The organism is Terrimonas rubra (assembly GCF_042686025.1).
Classification (GTDB): Bacteria; Bacteroidota; Bacteroidia; order Chitinophagales; family Chitinophagaceae; genus Terrimonas; species Terrimonas rubra.
The window spans coordinates 1,870,091-1,888,704 of the sequence record NZ_JBHUOZ010000001.1; the positions used below are offsets into that span (position 1 = coordinate 1,870,091).

Consider the following 18,614-nt stretch of genomic DNA (forward strand, 5'->3'; position numbering starts at 1 on the left):
TACAAGTTGTTTACCCCAATATTTTATTTCTTAGTGAACATTTTTTCCGCCAGTTTTTTGTCATGGCCATAAATGTCATCACGGAAATTGAGTTTTCCTTCATTATCAACCCATGCGGTGAAATAACCGATCACAACAGGCACAGTAGGATTAAGTGTTACATATTTTTCTTTACCGGCATTCATGGCCGCGGTAATTTTTTCTTCCGTCCATGCCGTATCCTTACGTAACAGGTATTCTGCCAGGCGTTTAGGCTCGGCCAGGCGGATACAACCATGGCTGAAGGCACGGCTGGCCTCATTAAATAAACCTTTGCTGGGTGTATCGTGTAAATAAATATTGTAGCTGTTGGGGAATAGGAATTTCACCAGTCCTAATGAGTTGCGCGGGCCGGGTTTTTGGCGGATACCACCATTATACCTTTCCATATTATTACGGGCCAGGTAATTGGGGTTACGCTGTAAGGCCGGCATAATTTCTTTTCTTACTATGCTGTTGGGCACATTCCAGTAAGGGCTGAAAACAATGTATTTCATTTGCCCGTTAAATATGACGGTGCTGTGTGCTATGGAACCAACTACCACATTCATACTCCAGGCTAACTGGCCCTTTTCGTAAACATATAAGCGATATGCCGGAATATTAACCAATAAATAATCCTGGTCGGTGTTACCCGGCAGCCAGCGCATACGCTCCATATTGATCAATAATTGTTCAATACGTTGTTGTATGGGGCGGTTGATCTCTTTTAACAGGTCGTTACCGATAGCGCCGTCTTCTTTCAATCCATACCGGCGCTGGAAATGTTTTACCGCTGCCAGTAAAGTGGTATCAAAAACAGTAGTAGTATCATCTTTTTCAGCATCACCGGTGAGGAATAAGCGGTGTTTTATTTTTGCAATTGCCGCGGAAGTATCGCCTATTTTATAAAACTTTTTGGTAATGGCAATGCTATCCCATTCACCCTCTTTCTGGTAACCGTAATATTTTAGTAACTGTTCCTTTAGTAAATTATATTGTTTGTTCAGCGGTTCATAATTCTCCATGTTTTTGCCCTTGTTGCTGATGAGGGAATCCAGTAGGCCGGTCATATCGGTTTTTTTACGCGGAATGAACCAGCCAAGGTCCTGTAGGTTGATGGATGAGTCACCCACATAGGCTTTAAAGGCATAACGGAAGAATTGGGTTGTTAAAGCCAGTTCTGTACCTAATCTTTTTTTGGAAGGTACCTGGTATTTGCTGCTGTCCGATGTTAAGGAGTCATGCAACTGCTGCAGGTCTTCGTTATATAAACTGCTGTCTTTTGAGTATAAAATATACTGGCTTTGCGCATTTAAGAAACTACCTGCATATTCAGCTACCCCGCTACTGTCAAACCAGGCAAACTGGTAGTTACGACTGTTATAGAAACTACGTATACGTTGTGCCAGGGTATCGCCAAGGGATTGTTTGGCAATATAATCTTCCATAGCAGCACTGTCTAAAAACAGGTCGTTATAGGCATTTTTTACAGTGATGGTAGTATCGCGGGGCTGAACAACAAATTCCTTGGGTTGCTGGTTATTACAGGCAACAAAAAACAAGGCGGTTAATAATACTAGTCCGGTGAATTTTAACATACATTGCGTCTTTGGTGAACAATACCAATTTAATAATAATAATAATGCCATTTATTACACAAGGGCAATAAATGGCATTAATTCTACAAAAATCTGTAATAAATCTTATTAATACTGCAGTAATCCGTTGGGAGTTGTGATCACTACTTCTTTTTTATCGGAGGCTTCTACACGGCCAATAATTTGTGCCGCAACGCCATATCCATTGGCGATATTGATAATATTATCGGCTTCTGCTTCTGTGGTATAAATTTCCATACGGGTTCCCATATTAAATACCTGGTACATTTCCCTGTCGTCGGAGCCACTGGCCGATTGTATGATCCTGAAAATTTCGGGAGGTGTGAACAGGTTATCTTTTACAATACGTAAAGGAGCCGGTAAGTATTTTAAACATTTGGTTTGTCCGCCGCCACTGCAATGGATGAGACCATGTATGGCATCGAAATGTTTAACCAGTATATCTTTTAAGATAGGTGCAAATGTGCGGGTGGGGGATAGCAATAGTTCCCCGATTGTCTGCATGCCGAATTGTGTATCTATTATTTCGGTAAAACGGTGTGGTCCGATATATACTACCGATTCATCCAGCTCGGTATCATAAGATTCAGGAAAGTCTTCGGCATAAATTTTATGTAATACATCGTGACGGGCACTGGTCAGGCCATTGCTTGCCAGGCCACTGTTATAGGCATTTTCATAATTGGCTTTACCAAATGAGGCTAAACCTACGATCACGTCACCGGCGACAATTTTATCGTTGGTAATTAATTTGTTTTTAGGCCAGCGGGCTGCCATGGTACCGTTAACAGCCATAGTACGTACCACATCGCCTACGTCGGCAGTTTCGCCACCCATATAAGTAATGTTTACGCCAAAGTTTTTCATGGTATCAAAAAACTCCTGGCTGCCGTTGATCACCGCTTCCAGTACTTCGGCAGGGATGATCCTTTTATTCCGGTCAATAGTAGATGAAAAAAGTAACTGGTCGTAAATGCCCACACAAAGCAGGTCGTCCAGGTTCATCACAATAGCATCCTGGGCAATACCTTTCCATACACTTACATCGCCTGTTTCTTTCCAGTATAGATAAGCCAGAATACTTTTTGTGCCGGCACCATCCGCATGCATAATGTTCACCCAATCGGCATCGCCGCATAATACATCGGTATAAATTTTACAGAAAGCATTGGGATATAATCCTTTATCTAATTTTTCGGTAGCGGCATGCACTTCTTCTTTTTGTGCACTTACGCCTCTTTTGTTATACAGGCTCATGTAAATATTTAAGCCGCAAAGGTAATAAATTTAGACGGGAGATCGAAGGAAAATGGACAAACGAAAATTAGCAATTGGCAAGGAGCGGGTACCTCATTCATAACTCATCATTCATCACTCTCCCGGAACCTTTGAACCTTTGAACTTTTGAACTTCTTCTACACAATTGCTGCTCTCAGTTTCACTAATTGTTCCAGTAAACCTCCCAGCAGGTCCAGTTTAAGCATATTGGCGCCGTCACTCAGGGCTACTGCCGGGTTGGGGTGGGTTTCAATAAATAAACCATCGGCTCCGGTAGCAATCGCGGCCTTGGCAATGGTGCTAATGAGTTGCGGGTTACCGCCTGTTACCCCGCTGGTCTGGTTGGGTTGCTGTAAAGAGTGGGTCACATCCATTACCACCGGTGTTTGGTGGGCCTGCATCCAGGGTATATTGCGGTAATCCACTACCAGGTCCTGGTAGCCAAAGGTGGTGCCACGTTCGGTCAGGATGATCTTATTATTACCGGCATTTTTAATTTTTTCCACGGCAAATTTCATGGAAGGGCCGCTGAGGAACTGGCCTTTTTTTACGTTGACAATTTTGCCTGTTTCGGCGGCAGCTACCAGCAAGTCGGTCTGGCGGCATAAAAAGGCGGGGATCTGTAAGATGTCCACGTATTTGGCAGCTTCTGCAGCTTCTTCATGTGCATGTATATCAGATGTAGTAGGTAGTTTATAGGTTTCACCTACTTTTTTTACCAATGCTAAACCGGTTTCATCACCGAGGCCGGTAAAGGAGCTGGCGCTGGTACGGTTGGCTTTACGGTAAGAGGCCTTAAAAACATAGGGGATGCCCAGGTTTTTGCAGATGCCTGATACTTTATCAGCGACTTCCATTACCAGTTCTTCACTTTCCACTACACAGGGGCCTGCGATTAAAAAAAAGCTTTTTTCATTGTACGATTGTCCGGCGAACAGATCTTTTAGCATGGGTTCCATTACACAAAATTAAGGAGAAATAAACTGGACATCAAGCCTATCTTTTATCAGTCATAAAAACTTCGGCAAACGATTGACAATAACGGGCTGCTGTTGTCTTTAAGTTGAAAGAATACGACAGAATAAAGTACCACAAAGGGTTTCACAAGTGTAGGTAATAAAGCTTTTTATTTTTTACTTTTTAATTAAAATGTTAACGACCATAAATAATTTTTACACTTGCTCTTTGGCCTTTACTTTTACAGCTAAATTATCAGTATGGTAAGAGAAAAAATATTGGTTATTGGCGCCAGCGGACAAATAGGCGTGGAGTTGACAATGGCCCTTAGAAAGATATATGGTAACAGTAACGTAATTGCTTCCGATCTGCGGGAACAAAACCCTTTACTGGAAGGAACAGGGCCTTATGTAAGCCTGGATGTAATGAACAAAGAAATGTTACATGTGCAGGTAATACGCCAGGGTATTACACAGATCTATTTACTGGCGGCAATTTTATCCGCTACCGGTGAAAAAAATCCCGGCCTTGCCTGGCATTTAAATATGCAGAGCCTGCTGAACGTACTGGATATAGCCCGCGAGGAAAACCTGACAAAAGTGTACTGGCCATCTTCCATCGCTGTATTCGGACCTACATCGCCCAAGAAAAATTGCCCGCAGCAAACCATTATTGAACCTACTACGGTATATGGTATCAGTAAATATGCCGGTGAATTCTGGTGTAACTATTACCACCTTAAATATGGCATTGATGTAAGAAGCCTGCGTTATCCCGGTTTGATCTCTTACAAATCGGCGCCTGGTGGTGGTACTACCGATTATGCCGTGGAGATTTATCATGAAGCATTGGAAGAAGGAAAGTATACCAGCTTTTTATCGGAAGATACTTACCTGCCGATGATGTATATGCCCGACGCTATCAGGGCAACCATTGAATTAATGGAAGCGCCGGCTGATAAAATCAAAGTACGCACTTCTTATAATCTTTCAGGCATGAGTTTTTCTCCTAAAGAGATAGGTGCTGAGATACAAAAACATATCCCTAGTTTTACTATGAGCTATGAGCCGGATTACCGCCAGGAGATTGCCAACAGCTGGCCACAGAGTATTGATGACAGTGTTGCCCGGGCCGACTGGGGTTGGAAAGAAGAATTCAGCCTGGCAGATATGACCAGGGACATGCTGGAGAACCTGAAGAAATAATCAACTTGTTTTAATAAAAGATAAACGGGCTGCACAGTTAACTGGCAGCCCGTTTTATATTACTTAACGTAGAATGCTGAAATCATCGTAGGATGTGAGTGGCATATCGGTAACGGTAATATGCCCGACCTTTGCCAGGGGCGGCCCCTGTTTACACCAGCTTATCAACTGGTCTAACTGTTCCTGCGTTCCGGTAGCAATGATACTTACACTACCATCGGCATTGTTTTTTACGGTACCGTTAATATGTAATGATAGCGCCTGTTTGCGGGTACTTTGCCTGTAGTAGACACCCTGTACTTTACCACTTACTATAATACTGATAGTTTTGATAAACCTTGTTTAAAAAGTTTTATACCTTTTAAAGAAATAACCTGCCGTTACACCAAAGCTGCGGTTTTTAATGCTGGGGCCTTCCTCGTGGTTATTAATAGATCCTACTCCTAAAGAATATTGTAAGGAGAGATTGAAGCGGTTACTTACTTCATAACCCAACTGACCGATCAGGCTGGCGCCGATATAACTGTAACTGTTAAAATCAAATACCATTTTACGGTCTACATGTGTATTATTGTTCAGGTCCATTTTTTCCTTCCCGCTTATATTTACATCAATGGACGGTCCTACTTTAATGAAGAAATGTTTTTCTTTTTTACTCAGGTCAAACTGCAGTAAGGGCGCTACTTCAATGGTATGCAGGGTTACATTGTTATTGAGTGCATTGGGTTCAGGAAAAGGAGAGCTGCGGTTATAATCTACCTTGTATCCTTTTAAGCTATAAAAAATAGCGGGAGCAAAAGAGAAAATGCCTTCCAGGCGCATTTTTGATCCAATGCCTACCATGGCACCCACTTTATAATCGGTTTCCTGTTTGGCGCCACCAATTACATAACGTGCGGTAGTGGCTTGTGGTCCTCCAAAAACAAAGAGGTCGATCTGTGCATTACCTGCAAATGATAAGCAACATACAAGTGCTAAACTGAGTAAATACTTCATAAATGTTTTTACGTTAAACAGTGTTTAATAATTAAAAAACGAATAAAGTTTTACATAAAAGTGTGATTAGCACTTACTTAGGGATTTGGAAGCAGGTAAAGAGGTGCGCAAAACTAGCTATTAAAGGCATAATTCCAAAATCGGCCTTTCAGCAGCGATCATTAAAATTTTTTTGCCGGGTCTTTTATGTCCTTGCTATTGTTGTAGGCCTCTGAACCGTTTTTAACAATGGAGAGGCTTTGCCATTCTTCATTTTTCAACATCCGGCCTATGTATACGATCTGTCCAACGTGGTAAGGGTAATGTGCCAGTTGCCGGTTAATGGCATCTATTAAACTAAGCCCTTCCTGGCGGATATAAATGGTTTTTAACAGGTCTTCCTCTGTAAAAGAAGCCAGTGCATCAAACAGGCAGGCCCAGCCGGCTTCCCATTTTTCCAATAGTTCGGCCCTTGTCTGACCGGGAAAGATGCCAAATTCATCATCTCTTTTGCGCCAGGGTTTTTCGCCGTCCTCGGTTAATATATTGGTCCAGCGGCTTACCATATTGCCGCTCATATGCTGTATAATAACGGCAATGCTGTTAGATGCGGCATCCGGCTGGTAATGATAATCTGCATCATTGGTTAATTGCACAAATGTTTTATCGCCCAGATCTTTATAATTTTTAAAGCGCCTGGTAACGGCATTTAAATATTCGGTTGCTATACTCATAAATGATAATTAAGAATGAATAATTAATAATTAAAAATGAAAGCAGGTAACAGCAGTCGGGTGAGTTGATGAATAGACTTGTTGCAGTACAAGTGTGCGACGCAACCACAGTTGATAGTAGTTATATAGCCCGCACCAATATAGACCGTATTCTGTATACTATATACTCAATACTATATACTATACACCCACCACTACCATCCCCTCGCATCATCATCACCACGTTTATCGGCCACGGCTTCAAACTTTCCATTGGGTAATACCTTGATCACTTCGGTACGGCCAATGGCGCCGCGTTTGTATAATTTATAACCCATCATCTCCAGGGCAATAGCCGTGGCGCTGCTGAAATCATTTTCTATATCCACCCGGTCCGGTAACCACTGGTGATGGAATTTAGGTTTGTTAACCGCATCAATGGTACTCAGGTTAAATTCAATAATATTCACCAATGTCTGGAAAACTGAAGTGGGAATAGTAGTGCCGCCCGGTGTACCTACTACGAGATAGGGTTTATTGTTTTGTAATACGATAGTAGGGGTCATAGAGCTCAACATACGTTTGCCTGGTTTAATGGCATTGGCTTCACCACCTACAGCGCCATACATATTGGGAACGCCGGGTTTAATGCTGAAATCGTCCATTTCATTGTTTAAGAAAAAACCTGCCCCGCCTACAACTGTTCTGCTGCCATAGCCACCGTTAAGTGTGGTTGTTACAGCTACGGCATTGCCTTCGTTATCAATAACACTTAAATGCGTGGTTTCTTCATGTTCGGGTACAGGTACTACACCCGGTTTAATATCGTTGCTGTTACTGGCCTTACCTGGTGTAAAGGTCTTCATGCGATCGGTTAAATAGGCCGTTGCAGCCAAGGCTTTTTCAGGAACAGGATAAAAATCTTTATCACCCATGTATTCTGCACGATCTGCATAAGCCCTGCGTTCGGCTTCCACCATCAGTTGTACAGCTTCGGCCGATTGAAAGCCCATTGTACTGATCTGGTAGGGTTCGATCATCTTCATCATCTGGTGTAATAATAAGCCGCCGCTGCTAGGCATGGGCATACCCACTATGGTGTACGTTTTGTAATCAAATACATGTGGTTCGCGGGGTTGGGCCGTATATTTTTTTAAATCTTCGAGCGTGATAATGCCTTTGCCTCTTTGCATTTCGGCAACAATGAGTTTTGCGGTTTCACCTTCATAAAAACCCGCCGCCCCTTTTTCTTTAACACGCTGTAAGGTACGGGCCAGGTCGGTTTGCACCAGTGTATCGCCGGCCTTCCAGGGAGTATTTTTCATGAACGCATTGGGTTGCGTGTTGTATTTTTTCAGGTCCTCCTGCAGGTTGTTTAAGGAGCGGGCTTCTCTTTCGGTGAGCACAAATCCCTTTTCGGCTAAAAGGATCGCCGGTGTTATGAGTTTTTCAAAACTGAGTTTAGCATAAGGCATAGAAGCAAATAAACCTGCGATGGTGCCCGGTACGCCTGCTGCCAGGTGCCCGTTCTGGCTTTTATCGGTACTGGCATTACCTGCAGCATCCAGGTACATATCACGATGGCCTGCTGCGGGAGCTTTCTCGCGGTAATCCAGTGTAATGTTCCTGCCATCCTTTAAATGCGCTACCAGAAAGCCTCCCCCGCCAATATTACCCGCACCGGGATATACTACAGCTAATGCCAGTTGTGTGGCAATGGCTGCATCAACAGCATTGCCACCTTGCTGTAATACGAGCAGACCGGCCTGGCTGGCCAGGGGATGTGCCGATACCACAGCCCCTTTACCGGCTGTAATATTTTTCTGATTGGTATAACTGTAAGGGGTAAGAACCGGTGTACTGCTTTTTTTGGCGGTCCCGCATGCAGTAAAAAAGGCAATAAACAGCAGGCAATGATATAGTCGCATAATGTGGACATTAAAATAAGCCGAAAGATACTGTTTATTTTATTAGACAAAACATGTAAGGAAACACCGGTTACCTACACCGATCCGGGTTTTGTTGTTCCGGGATAATTGCCTGTATGGGTATAAAAGGAGTTTTAACGTTTAACTTTTCTCCCCTTCGCAACATAGTTTTATATTCGTGACCTATAAGCTACTACGTAATGCGAATGATAAAATATTTCCTGCCGGTCTTTATAATTTGTTTACAATGTTTTAAGTTAACGGCGCAGGCCCCCCAACAACTGACCACTGCTGAAATGTACCTGGCTTTAAAAAAGCTGAATGTGCTGGGATCGGTTTTATACATTGCGGCACACCCGGATGATGAGAATACCCGGTTGCTCACTTATTTCTCCAAGGAAAAATTATACCGTACAGGTTACTTATCGCTGACCCGGGGCGACGGTGGCCAAAATTTAATTGGTGATGAACAAGGCGTTGAACTGGGGTTGATCCGTACCCAGGAATTACTGGCGGCAAGACGATTGGATGGTGCAGAACAGTTTTTCTCCAGTGCGTATGATTTTGGTTATTCTAAAAATCCCGAAGAGACTTTTAAGATCTGGCATAAAGAGGCCATACTGGGTGATGTAGTATGGATCATCCGGAAGTTTCAGCCTGATGTAGTGATAACCCGGTTTCCCACTACAGGTGAGGGCGGGCATGGGCATCATACGGCATCGGCCATATTGGCGAACGAAGCTTTTTTTGCCGCAGCTGACCCCGCTAAATATCCTGAACAATTAAAGTATGTACAATCCTGGCAGGTAAAGCGGGTATTATGGAATGGCTTTGGCGGCAGCGGTGCAAATGATTACCGGCTGGATGTAGGAGGCTTTAATGCCTTACTGGGCAAGAGTTATGGTGAAGTAGCAGCATTAAGCCGTAGCCAGCATAAAAGCCAGGGTTTTGGTGTGGCCGCCACCAGAGGCGAAGTGTTTGAAAGCTTTACCACCACCAATGGTACGGCGCCCCAACAGGATATAATGGAAGGAGCGGAGCTTACCTGGAAACGTGTACCAGGCGCATCTCATATTACCGACAATATCAATGCATTGGTTGCCGGCTTTGATATTACGGCGCCGGAAAAGACAGTGCCGGGATTAATAAAACTATACCAGGCAATAAAAGCATTACCTGCCGGTTACTGGCGCGAACAAAAATTAAAGGAAATACAGGAACTGATAGTACAGTGTGGCGGTTTATATATTGAAGGTGTTACATCGCAGCAGTTTGCCATTAAAACGGATTCTATCCGTATTACCGTAACCGTGAACAACCGCCTGGGTATAGCCGATGCTGGTTTGCAGCAGATTACCATTGATAAGCTGGACACGGCTGTATTAAAACCTTTGTTTAAAAACAGGAACGTCGTATTCTCTACTGTTATCCCGGTTACAGAAGCTAAACCGAATACACAACCTTACTGGCTGGTTAATAAAATGACCGATGGGCGTTTTGCTATTGATGACCAGTTGAAAATAGGGCAGCCTGATGCCGATGCTGCCTATAATGTAATAGTAGGGTTAACAATCGGCGGTGAAAGATTTAACTATACCGTACCGGTTAAATATAAATTTACCGACCCGGTAAAAGGCGAATTATACCAGCCTGTATTTGTGGTTCCTGCCGCTACGGTAATGACCTCACCCTCAACCATATTATTTAAAAAAGGAAAACAGGAGATACACCCTGTTTATTTGCAGGTTAATGCCAATACTGACCTGAAAGGAAAACTGTCAGTTTCCTTACTCACCCCTGATTCTGTATTAACAGTAAAGGAAAAGGAAACATTTGCAGCCAGGACCAGTAAAACCTATCCCTTCCTCCTTAAAAATAAACGCCTGGATGTAACAGGACAAACCACCCTGTTAGGTGTGGCAAACGAGGACAAGGGTACCGATACGGCAGATTACTATTTATCGGTACGGGCCATCAATTACGATCATATTCCCTCCATCAAATACTTTTACCCGGATGCGGTGAAACAACTGCATGTTGACCTGAAAACCGAAGGACATAAGATCGGGTATATTGTCGGGGCCGGTGATAAAGTACCCGATGCGCTGCTACAGATGGGGTATGATGTTACCTTAATTACTGAAAAAGAAATTGCTGCACTGGACCTGAAAGGCTTTGATGCCATCTTAACCGGCGTAAGGGCTTATAATACCAATGAATGGATGCCGGCTTATTACACCAAACTCATGCAATATGTACAAAACGGGGGTAACCTGATTGTACAATATAATACCAACAGCAATGCTGGTCCGTTGCGCACTACCATGGGGCCTTATCCTTTTACCTTATCCAGGACAAGGGTAACCGATGAGAATGCCGCGGTAAAATTTGTGAAGCCGGAACACCAGGTATTGAACTATCCCAATAAAATAACCGCTAACGATTTTAAGGACTGGATACAGGAGCGCAGTATTTACCATGGCAGTAACTGGGATAAAAATTATGAGACCATCCTCTCCATGGGCGATGCCGGGGAAGCACCGGATGAAGGCAGCCTGTTGATCGCTAAATATGGTAAAGGATATTTTACTTATACCGGCATTGTATTTTTCAGGCAACTGCCAGCAGCTGTTCCGGGTGCATACAGGTTATTGGCTAATATAATTGCATTGAATAAAAAGAAAGCATTTTAAAATATGGCACAGGAAAAAAGCCCCAGTATACGGCGTGGCGAAATGGCCTTTATTGCGGCTATTGTGTTAGGGCTGATCTTAGGTGTATTGATCAAAAAGGTAAAACTGGGTATCATACTCGGTCTGATCATTGGTGTGGCGATTGTTTTTTTAGGCTGGACAAGGGTTAAGCGACAGTGATTTTTTTACCAGGTTGTAGGTTGATATACCCCAACCTCCAGGGGCGGCCGGTTGTGCTGAGGCGCAACAGCATCGTTGCTGGGCATACACTTGTGCTGTATCAATGTTATTGAGCCGGGAGCTGTGCTATTGGAATGAGCTATATCGTATTCATTTTATTTACCTGTCAGCATGGGAGGATATTTAGTAACAACAACTGTTCATATAATCGTATAACGATAAACTGGCATTATGGAAACGGAACAAAAAGATAAAGTGCCATTATTTAAAAAATGGTCACACTGGTATGCCCTGGCAATTGCCTGGCTGCTGGTACAGATCATTGCATTTTATTTGTTCACACAATATTTTTCATGAGTACACCCGATTGGATAGTATTAATAACCACGCTGACGGTTATCATTATTTTTGGCGTGTATAAAAGCAAAAGCGCTAAAAGTTTAGAAGGCTACTTTCTATCAAACCGCAGTATGCCCTGGTGGGTAGTATTGCTGAGCATTATGGGTACACAGGCGAGCGCCGTTACGTTTTTAGCGGCTCCCGGCCAGGCCTATACCGATGGAATGCGTTTTGTACAATACTATTTTGGTTTACCCCTGGCGGCCATTGTTATCTGTATCACTTTTATCCCTGCCTTCAGTAAACTAAAAATATTCACGGCTTACGAATACCTGGAAACACGTTTTGATGGTAAGACCAGGACATTGACCTCCCTGCTTTTTTTGTTACAACGTGGTCTGTCCACTGGTATCAGCATTTTTGCCCCTTCTCTTATTTTATCGGCCCTGTTGGGCTGGAATATTTACTGGACCAACCTGGTAATGGGTGGTCTCTTGATTATATATACCGTTACCGGCGGCGCCCGGGCAGTGGCCTATACCCAGACCCTGCAGTTATTTATCATTTTTAGCGGCATGTTCATTGCCGGTGTATACGTGGTACAGGGACTTCCACAAAATGTGGGCTTCTTCGATGCACTGGAAGTAGGAGGTAAACTGGATAAATTAAATGTGATCACTACGGGCTTTAAGGATGGCTCTTTTGACTGGAGCGACCGGTATAATATCATCAGTGGTACTATTGGCGGTTTCTTTTTACTGTTATCCTATTTCGGCACCGATCAGTCGCAGGTAGGGCGTTTCATGACCGCCAAATCCACCACCGAAAGTAAACTGGGTGTATTGATGAACGGTATCGTCAAGATCCCCATGCAGTTCTTTATTCTATTGATCGGGGTGCTGGTCTTCTCTTTTTACCAGTTTACCAAACCGCCCGTTTTCTTCAATGATAAAGAACTGCAACGTTTGGAGACCTCTGTTTACAAGGACTCTTTATCACGCATAAAAGAGCAGGCGGGGCAACTGCAGCAGCAGAAGGAAGTATTATTAACGGCGTATGCGCAGGATAAACAACCGGTGCACCTGGAGCAGTTAAAAGCCGTACAATCGCAAACTGATACTTTACGCAATGAAGTAAAATCGCTGGTAAAAAAGAACGGGGGCGATGATAATGATACCAACTATATTTTCCTCCGGTTTGTAATTGATTATTTACCGGTCGGCTTAATAGGCTTACTGATCGCTGTGATATTCTTAGCCTCGTGGGGAAGTATTGCCGCGGCCTTAAACTCCCTGGCTTCCAGTACAGTGATCGACCTGCATAAAAGATACAAACCTAAAGATTGTACGGATACACAGGATTATAATATGTCGCGCTGGTATAGCTTTGGCTGGGGAGTGTTTTGTATTGCGGTAGCCATGTTTGCCTCTAATATTGGTAATAGCCTGATAGAAGCGGTTAATATCCTGGGTTCCTTATTTTATGGTACCATTCTCGGGATATTCCTGGTGGCATTTTATTGTAAAAAAATTAAAGGGAATGCTGTTTTCTATGCGGCCTTAATAGTAGAAGCGGCCATTATTGTTTTGTTTATTCTTTCTAAAAACGGCACTATCGGTTTAGGCTTTTTATGGTTAAACGCTATTGGCGCTCTTGGCGTAGTGATCATTAGCTGGCTTTTGCAACAATTTCCAGGGAATAAAATAAGTCCTGTTAAGGTATAATTTTTCCGTAAGTGTTTTACATTGTTACAATAAGAACGCCGGCCAAAGGCCGGCGTTCTTATTGTCATTCTAAAGTCTAAATACTAAAGTCTAAAATCAATATTCTGAACGCTATATCCCTTATTTACCCAACGATTTCAGCAATTTCTCATTCAACCTTACATAATCATTATTCTTGCCTTCAATCGCCAGCTCTTTTGATTTTTCTGCAGCAGCACGGGCTTCATTGGTCTTACCCAATTTGGCTAAACAGTTAGCCCAGTTATACTGTATCCAGTAAGCTTTAGGGTTTTGTTCTACTGCTTTGTTAAAATACTCCAAAGCCTGGTTCAGGTCTTTACCCGATTCCATGTAATACATGGCAGCCTGGAAATATTGTGGTTTGTCCGTTTTTAAGTTCTTCTCAATGCTGGCCATTATTTTACTGTCAATTTCAGTAGAAATAGGTAAGGTCACCATCGATTTATCCCACAGTATCTGCAGGTCCATAGTAGAGGCGGCTACATTGGCAAACTGTATGGTGAAAGTTTCTACTTTCGAGTTCTTCTTTACATCAACCGGTATACGTACCACATCCTTGCTTTGGTCGTAAGCGGTAGGGTTGGTTACATCCGTTTGTTTACTGATGATCAGTGTCCATTGTTTTTTACCGGGGATACTTAATAAACCATACTTACCGGCAGGCACAGCGGTGCCGCCAATAATTACATCATCGCCAAAATTTAATACGGTGGCACTGTTGGCACCCGTACGCCATACGGCATCATAAGGTACAATGTCACCAAAAATTTTACGGCCTTTTACATTCGGGCGGGCATAGGAAAGTTCCACAGTAGCCAGGCCAAAATCCTGTTTTACGGTTTGTGAAGTACTGGCAGCAGGTGTTTTGATCTGGGCATCACTGGTAGCAACGATCAAACTGCCGATAATAGCAAATACGAGTTGTTTCATAAAAAATAGTTGTGTTATAATAATGACAAGTTTCTTCCGGGTGCGAAGATAAGACAGCACATGCATATGCGGCAGCCGGGAGGTAGTTATTGTTACAGAATTAATAAGTATAAAGCAACAGGTGAACTGCAGGTATACGGGTATAATTAAAAGCTCACTTTTATGGAAGTGGTATGTTTTTTTCCTTTACTGCTTCTTTTCCATTTTGGCCCTTCTTTCAATAAACGGATAGCTTCTTTATCACAGGCATCACATAAAGATTTTTCCACCTTTATGTTGATAGGGCGACCGTGTTTACTTACCTCGAAAGATAACTGTACTTCACCCACAAACTCCGGTACTTGTTTTTTAGCTTTCAGGTATTCGTTTTCCGGTACGCGTATATTATTGGCCAGGTAATTATCAAAATTATACCAGCCGGCTTCAGGAACCGGTTCGTCAAATACCAAATTGTTCTGGCGGGTAGGTAAATTACTGTTCAGTCTTTTTTGGTTTAACACAATAGCCGATATACTTTGGTCGTCCTGTAATACTACCTGGTTGGTAGCAGCACTGGTTTGTAAAGCAATATTTTTATCCTTAAAACCTAAAGACCGTACCTGCACACGTAATACCGAATCGGGTGATAATAACGCAAATCGCCCTTGTGCATCACTGTAAGTGCCTACATTATCCACGGGATTGGTAATATTAGCAAAGGGAACGGGGTTTTGCTGGGCATCTACTATCTGGCCACGGTAAATATTTGCCCGGTTGCCAGCATCGGGTCCATGAGCTTTTTGCTGACGGCCAAACTGGTTACTGTTTCTCAGCATAGCATTATCAGACTCTTCTTTATAAGCAATCGCTTTTTGCCTGGGAGTCTGGCTGATACTTTTATATTCAGCTACAGGCGTATTGCTCACCTTCATTGCTTTTTTCTCTTGTGTGCCATCTGCTGTTACAACTACTTCATTTAAGGCTATGGAATCCTGTTTTACGGCCAGGTCGGCTGTTTGGGCCGGCGGGGCCACAAGGGCATTTATTTTTTGTTCCTGTTCTGCAACAGCGGGTGCCTGAACTTCTTGTCCTGATTTCTTATCTGTTACCGCCACTTTTTCTTTTTCCGCAGGTAAACTGCCAACGCTTTGTGCATTACTATCGCTTACAATAGCCGGAGCAGCAACAGGGGCCTGTTTTACAGTTGCCTTATTATCCTCAAGCGCCAGTTCTTTTTTATCATTGTCAAAAGCGAACCGGTAACCGGCATAACCCAGGCCGGCAAATATCACCAGCATGGCCGCAATACGCCACCAGGTACCAGCCCCGCCACTTTTACCGGTGATAGGTACTATTTTTTTTTCTTCTTTCCTTTCCTGTAAACGATTGGTAAGTTCAGCCAGGTCGGCACTGAGATTCACCGGTGTTTCGGCATAACCATCAAGGGCATCCGCTAAAAACGGGTCTTCAAGGGCAGCACGTTCCAGCTTATTCATCTCGGCAGCAGACAATAAGCCTTTGTGATATTTTTCAATATCGTATGCGGTATAGGTTGATATATTTGTTTGATCTGCCATGGATATCCCTGATCCTCTGTCTAATTTTCTTTGGTTAAATAAATATCATTGGTACTTTCTGCTGCTATGGCTTTTTCCATACATAACTTTAAATTCCTGCGGCCGTTCTGTATCAGGCTGCGCACTGCATTCCATTCAATACCGGAAATGGCCACTATTTCATTGTATGACTTCCCGTCCAGGTAAAACAGGCGGATAGCCGTTTCCTGGTCGCCGGTCAGGCTTTCCATACAGCCGGCCAGTTTTTTAAAGTTTTCTTCTTTTTCCAATACACTATCAAGATGCATGTTTTCTCCTGATTGCATAAGCTCGGTATTGAATTCCACCGTTTTAACTTTCTGGGTTTTACGGAGCTGCATAAGACAGTGATTTTTAGCCACTTGATGCAGCCAGCCCTTAAAGTTATCAACCTCGTGTTTCTTCAGTTTCTCAACCAGTTCTTCAAAAATCTGCATCACGGCATCCTTGGCCGTTTCCGGCTCTTTATAATATTTTAAACATACGCCATAAACGAGGTCCATATAGCGCTGGTACAAATCGCCCAATACTGCCACATCCCCGTTTTGTTTATAGGTTACCAATAATTCGTTATCGGTCAACCCGTTTGACGATATGTTTTTTATAAATGCCAATAAGTAAAATTAACAAAAAAAGCGGAATGCTTGGTATATCAACAGTGGCTGCTGACATAATCATAAAGTAAGAGGAAGACGTGTTATAGAGTGGGGAAGGTAGTAAAATTTCGTGGTTAAAGTTTTTACCACAGAGGGCACAGAGGGCTTTCACTGAGTAACATAGAGTTTTTTGGGGACGCGTAAATTAACTCCGTTAACGCTGTGAACAAACTCCTTTACCTCTGTGATATGACAAAATATTGCTGATCGCGAAGTCTCGTCCAAATTACAGGATCTGTCAATTATAACTCGTTTAACGGATTGGCAGGGTTAATAAAAATCTTGGCCAATAGTTCATAAGATGTTAAACGATCTTCCCGGCTATCGGCAAAAGTGGCTATCACAATTTCATTGGTGCCCATCTGGCGGGCCAGTTGCTCAAGCTGCGGTTTAATGGTTTGCGGTGTACCGGCAATAAACCTGTTCTGGTGAAACAAAAGACGTTGCTTTTCACCCTCGGTATATTCGTAATCTTTAATATCGTTATAGCTGTAAAACTTATCAAACTCACCTTTCTCAAAACTTAAAAAGCGATACTGCATCAGGGCAACAGCTTCCTGCACCTTTTGTTCGCTTTCACTGCAAAAAGCAAAAATACCCACATTACTGATGGGTGCTGCCAATTGCTGCGAGGGCATAAAACGCGCTTCATACTCCCGGATGGCCTGTGCTCCGCCAATGGGGTTAATGAACTGTGCATATGACAATCCCATACCAAAATGTGCGGCAATATAGGCGCTCTCCCCGCTGGAGGTCAATGCCCACATAACAGGTTGGGTTTCCACATTCGGTATTGCCCTTATTTTACCGAACATATTCTCACTAATGGGATCATTACTGAAAAAGGCCTGCAACTCCTTCAATTGCTGCACGTATTCCTGCGGATTAAAAGTATTGGAAGGGTTTAATAACTGTGCGGTAGCACGGTCTGTACCGGGCGCCCGGCCAATGCCCATATCAATCCGGTTGGGATACAGCGCTTCCAGCAGGCGAAAATTCTCGGCCATTTTTAAACTGCTGTGATTGGGCAGCATAATACCCCCTGAGCCTAAACGGATGTTTTGTGTAACGGCACCCAGCCTGGCCAGTAGTATCTCCGGTGCTGCATTGGCCAGTGTAAGCGTATTATGGTGTTCAGATAACCAGTAACGGGTATAACCCAGTTTGTCCGTTAATGCGGCCAGTTCCAGGCTTTCGGCCAAAGAATCAGCGGCCGTTTCGTTTTTCCTGATGGGGGTTTGGTCTAATACGCTCAGTTTAATATTCATGTGGTAAAAACAACCACGGCTTTAAAAAGGTTGCGGGAAACGAGAAATTATTTAGTAAGGGTTCAGTTCGTGAGACACGAACCGCAACAATGGGGTATCCCACAAACCATTCTGAATGTTCCAGGAGCCACTGTTCGTGGAGCCATGGTTCGTGTCTCACGAACCAATTTTGATAAGTTTTAAAGTACGTCAAACAAATGATGCAGGAAACCAAAACGGTCAACCCCATATTCATAAAACCTGGCAGAGGAAAAATCATAATCAAGGTATGATGCGGATAAATTCCATTTTCCTCTCACCGGGTTTAAATGAATATAATTAAGCTTTTGTGTAGCAAAATAACGGCTGTAAAGCTCAATACCCAATGCATCACGTTGCCATATTTCATATTGTTTATTGGCAGCATTCACATAATATTGATGTGTTATATTGGTCTGTTTGATGTGTTTAAGAAGGATATGTGCCGTAAATTTTAAAAAACTTCCTTTGGGCGTTTCTTTACCATTCATACTTACTTGTTCCCATATCAAGTG

17 protein-coding genes are annotated in these 18,614 nt (G+C 43.1%); 5 read left to right on the forward strand and 12 right to left on the reverse strand.

The window, feature by feature from the left end; genetic code table 11:
- Positions 1-23: 23 nt before the first annotated feature.
- The 3 genes from ACFS6H_RS07905 to kdsA form a co-directional block, all read right to left on the reverse strand.
- Positions 24-1,619, reverse strand: coding sequence for a L,D-transpeptidase family protein (locus ACFS6H_RS07905; protein WP_386096995.1), 1,596 nt, complete (start codon positions 1,617-1,619; stop codon positions 24-26).
- A 108-nt stretch (positions 1,620-1,727) separates the two neighbouring features.
- The gene (locus ACFS6H_RS07910; RefSeq protein WP_386096997.1) at positions 1,728-2,897 is read right to left on the reverse strand and encodes an AIR synthase related protein; all 1,170 of its coding nucleotides are present in this window, start codon (positions 2,895-2,897) and stop codon (positions 1,728-1,730) included.
- 158 nt (positions 2,898-3,055) lie between these two features.
- Positions 3,056-3,877, reverse strand: coding sequence for a 3-deoxy-8-phosphooctulonate synthase (gene kdsA / locus ACFS6H_RS07915; protein WP_386097000.1), 822 nt, complete (start codon positions 3,875-3,877; stop codon positions 3,056-3,058).
- A gap of 258 nt (positions 3,878-4,135) precedes the next feature.
- On the opposite strand from kdsA, the gene ACFS6H_RS07920 reads away from it, so the two are divergent.
- Positions 4,136-5,080, forward strand: coding sequence for an NAD-dependent epimerase/dehydratase family protein (locus ACFS6H_RS07920; protein ID WP_386097002.1), 945 nt, complete (start codon positions 4,136-4,138; stop codon positions 5,078-5,080).
- Between the two features lie 63 nt (positions 5,081-5,143).
- On the opposite strand, the gene ACFS6H_RS07925 is transcribed toward ACFS6H_RS07920, so the two are convergent.
- The 4 genes from ACFS6H_RS07925 to ggt form a co-directional block, all read right to left on the reverse strand.
- Positions 5,144-5,413: an acylphosphatase gene (locus ACFS6H_RS07925; protein ID WP_386097243.1), complete on the reverse strand. Its 270-nt coding sequence runs from the start codon at positions 5,411-5,413 to the stop codon at positions 5,144-5,146.
- Positions 5,414-5,422: 9 nt separating this feature from the next.
- A complete protein-coding gene (locus tag ACFS6H_RS07930; protein WP_386097004.1) occupies positions 5,423-6,076 on the reverse strand; it encodes a porin family protein in 654 nt (217 codons plus the stop codon).
- A gap of 161 nt (positions 6,077-6,237) precedes the next feature.
- Positions 6,238-6,789 (reverse strand): DUF1572 family protein, encoded by a 552-nt coding sequence (locus tag ACFS6H_RS07935; RefSeq protein WP_386097006.1) that lies wholly within the window; start codon positions 6,787-6,789, stop codon positions 6,238-6,240.
- Between the two features lie 194 nt (positions 6,790-6,983).
- A complete protein-coding gene (gene ggt, locus ACFS6H_RS07940) occupies positions 6,984-8,696 on the reverse strand; it encodes a gamma-glutamyltransferase (RefSeq protein ID WP_386097008.1) in 1,713 nt (570 codons plus the stop codon).
- Positions 8,697-8,896: 200 nt separating this feature from the next.
- Here ggt and ACFS6H_RS07945 point away from each other — a divergent pair, with 200 nt between their 5' ends.
- From ACFS6H_RS07945 to ACFS6H_RS07960, 4 genes are all read left to right on the forward strand, one after another.
- The gene (locus ACFS6H_RS07945; RefSeq protein ID WP_386097010.1) at positions 8,897-11,389 is read left to right on the forward strand and encodes a PIG-L family deacetylase; all 2,493 of its coding nucleotides are present in this window, start codon (positions 8,897-8,899) and stop codon (positions 11,387-11,389) included.
- 3 nt (positions 11,390-11,392) lie between these two features.
- The gene (locus ACFS6H_RS07950; protein ID WP_386097012.1) at positions 11,393-11,569 is read left to right on the forward strand and encodes a hypothetical protein; all 177 of its coding nucleotides are present in this window, start codon (positions 11,393-11,395) and stop codon (positions 11,567-11,569) included.
- A gap of 231 nt (positions 11,570-11,800) precedes the next feature.
- Positions 11,801-11,926 carry a hypothetical protein gene (locus ACFS6H_RS07955; RefSeq protein WP_386097014.1) on the forward strand — a complete coding sequence of 42 codons (126 nt, stop codon included), beginning with the start codon at positions 11,801-11,803 and terminating at the stop codon, positions 11,924-11,926.
- Positions 11,923-13,632, forward strand: a complete 1,710-nt coding sequence (locus ACFS6H_RS07960) for a sodium:solute symporter (RefSeq protein ID WP_386097016.1) — start codon at positions 11,923-11,925, stop codon at positions 13,630-13,632. Before ACFS6H_RS07955 ends, ACFS6H_RS07960 begins: the two co-directional genes overlap by 4 nt.
- Before the next feature lie 120 nt (positions 13,633-13,752).
- Here ACFS6H_RS07960 and ACFS6H_RS07965 read toward each other — a convergent pair whose 3' ends face one another.
- The 5 genes from ACFS6H_RS07965 to ACFS6H_RS07985 all read right to left on the reverse strand — a co-directional run bounded on the left by ACFS6H_RS07965 (position 13,753) and on the right by ACFS6H_RS07985 (position 18,611).
- Positions 13,753-14,583, reverse strand: coding sequence for a DUF2911 domain-containing protein (locus tag ACFS6H_RS07965; protein ID WP_386097018.1), 831 nt, complete (start codon positions 14,581-14,583; stop codon positions 13,753-13,755).
- A gap of 146 nt (positions 14,584-14,729) precedes the next feature.
- Positions 14,730-16,139, reverse strand: coding sequence for a carboxypeptidase-like regulatory domain-containing protein (locus ACFS6H_RS07970; RefSeq protein ID WP_386097020.1), 1,410 nt, complete (start codon positions 16,137-16,139; stop codon positions 14,730-14,732).
- Positions 16,140-16,159: 20 nt separating this feature from the next.
- A complete protein-coding gene (locus ACFS6H_RS07975; protein ID WP_386097022.1) occupies positions 16,160-16,771 on the reverse strand; it encodes an RNA polymerase sigma factor in 612 nt (203 codons plus the stop codon).
- A 284-nt stretch (positions 16,772-17,055) separates the two neighbouring features.
- Positions 17,056-18,081 (reverse strand): LLM class flavin-dependent oxidoreductase, encoded by a 1,026-nt coding sequence (locus ACFS6H_RS07980; RefSeq protein ID WP_386097024.1) that lies wholly within the window; start codon positions 18,079-18,081, stop codon positions 17,056-17,058.
- Positions 18,082-18,260: 179 nt separating this feature from the next.
- Positions 18,261-18,611 (reverse strand): hypothetical protein, encoded by a 351-nt coding sequence (locus tag ACFS6H_RS07985; RefSeq protein WP_386097026.1) that lies wholly within the window; start codon positions 18,609-18,611, stop codon positions 18,261-18,263.
- Positions 18,612-18,614 lie beyond the last annotated feature (3 nt).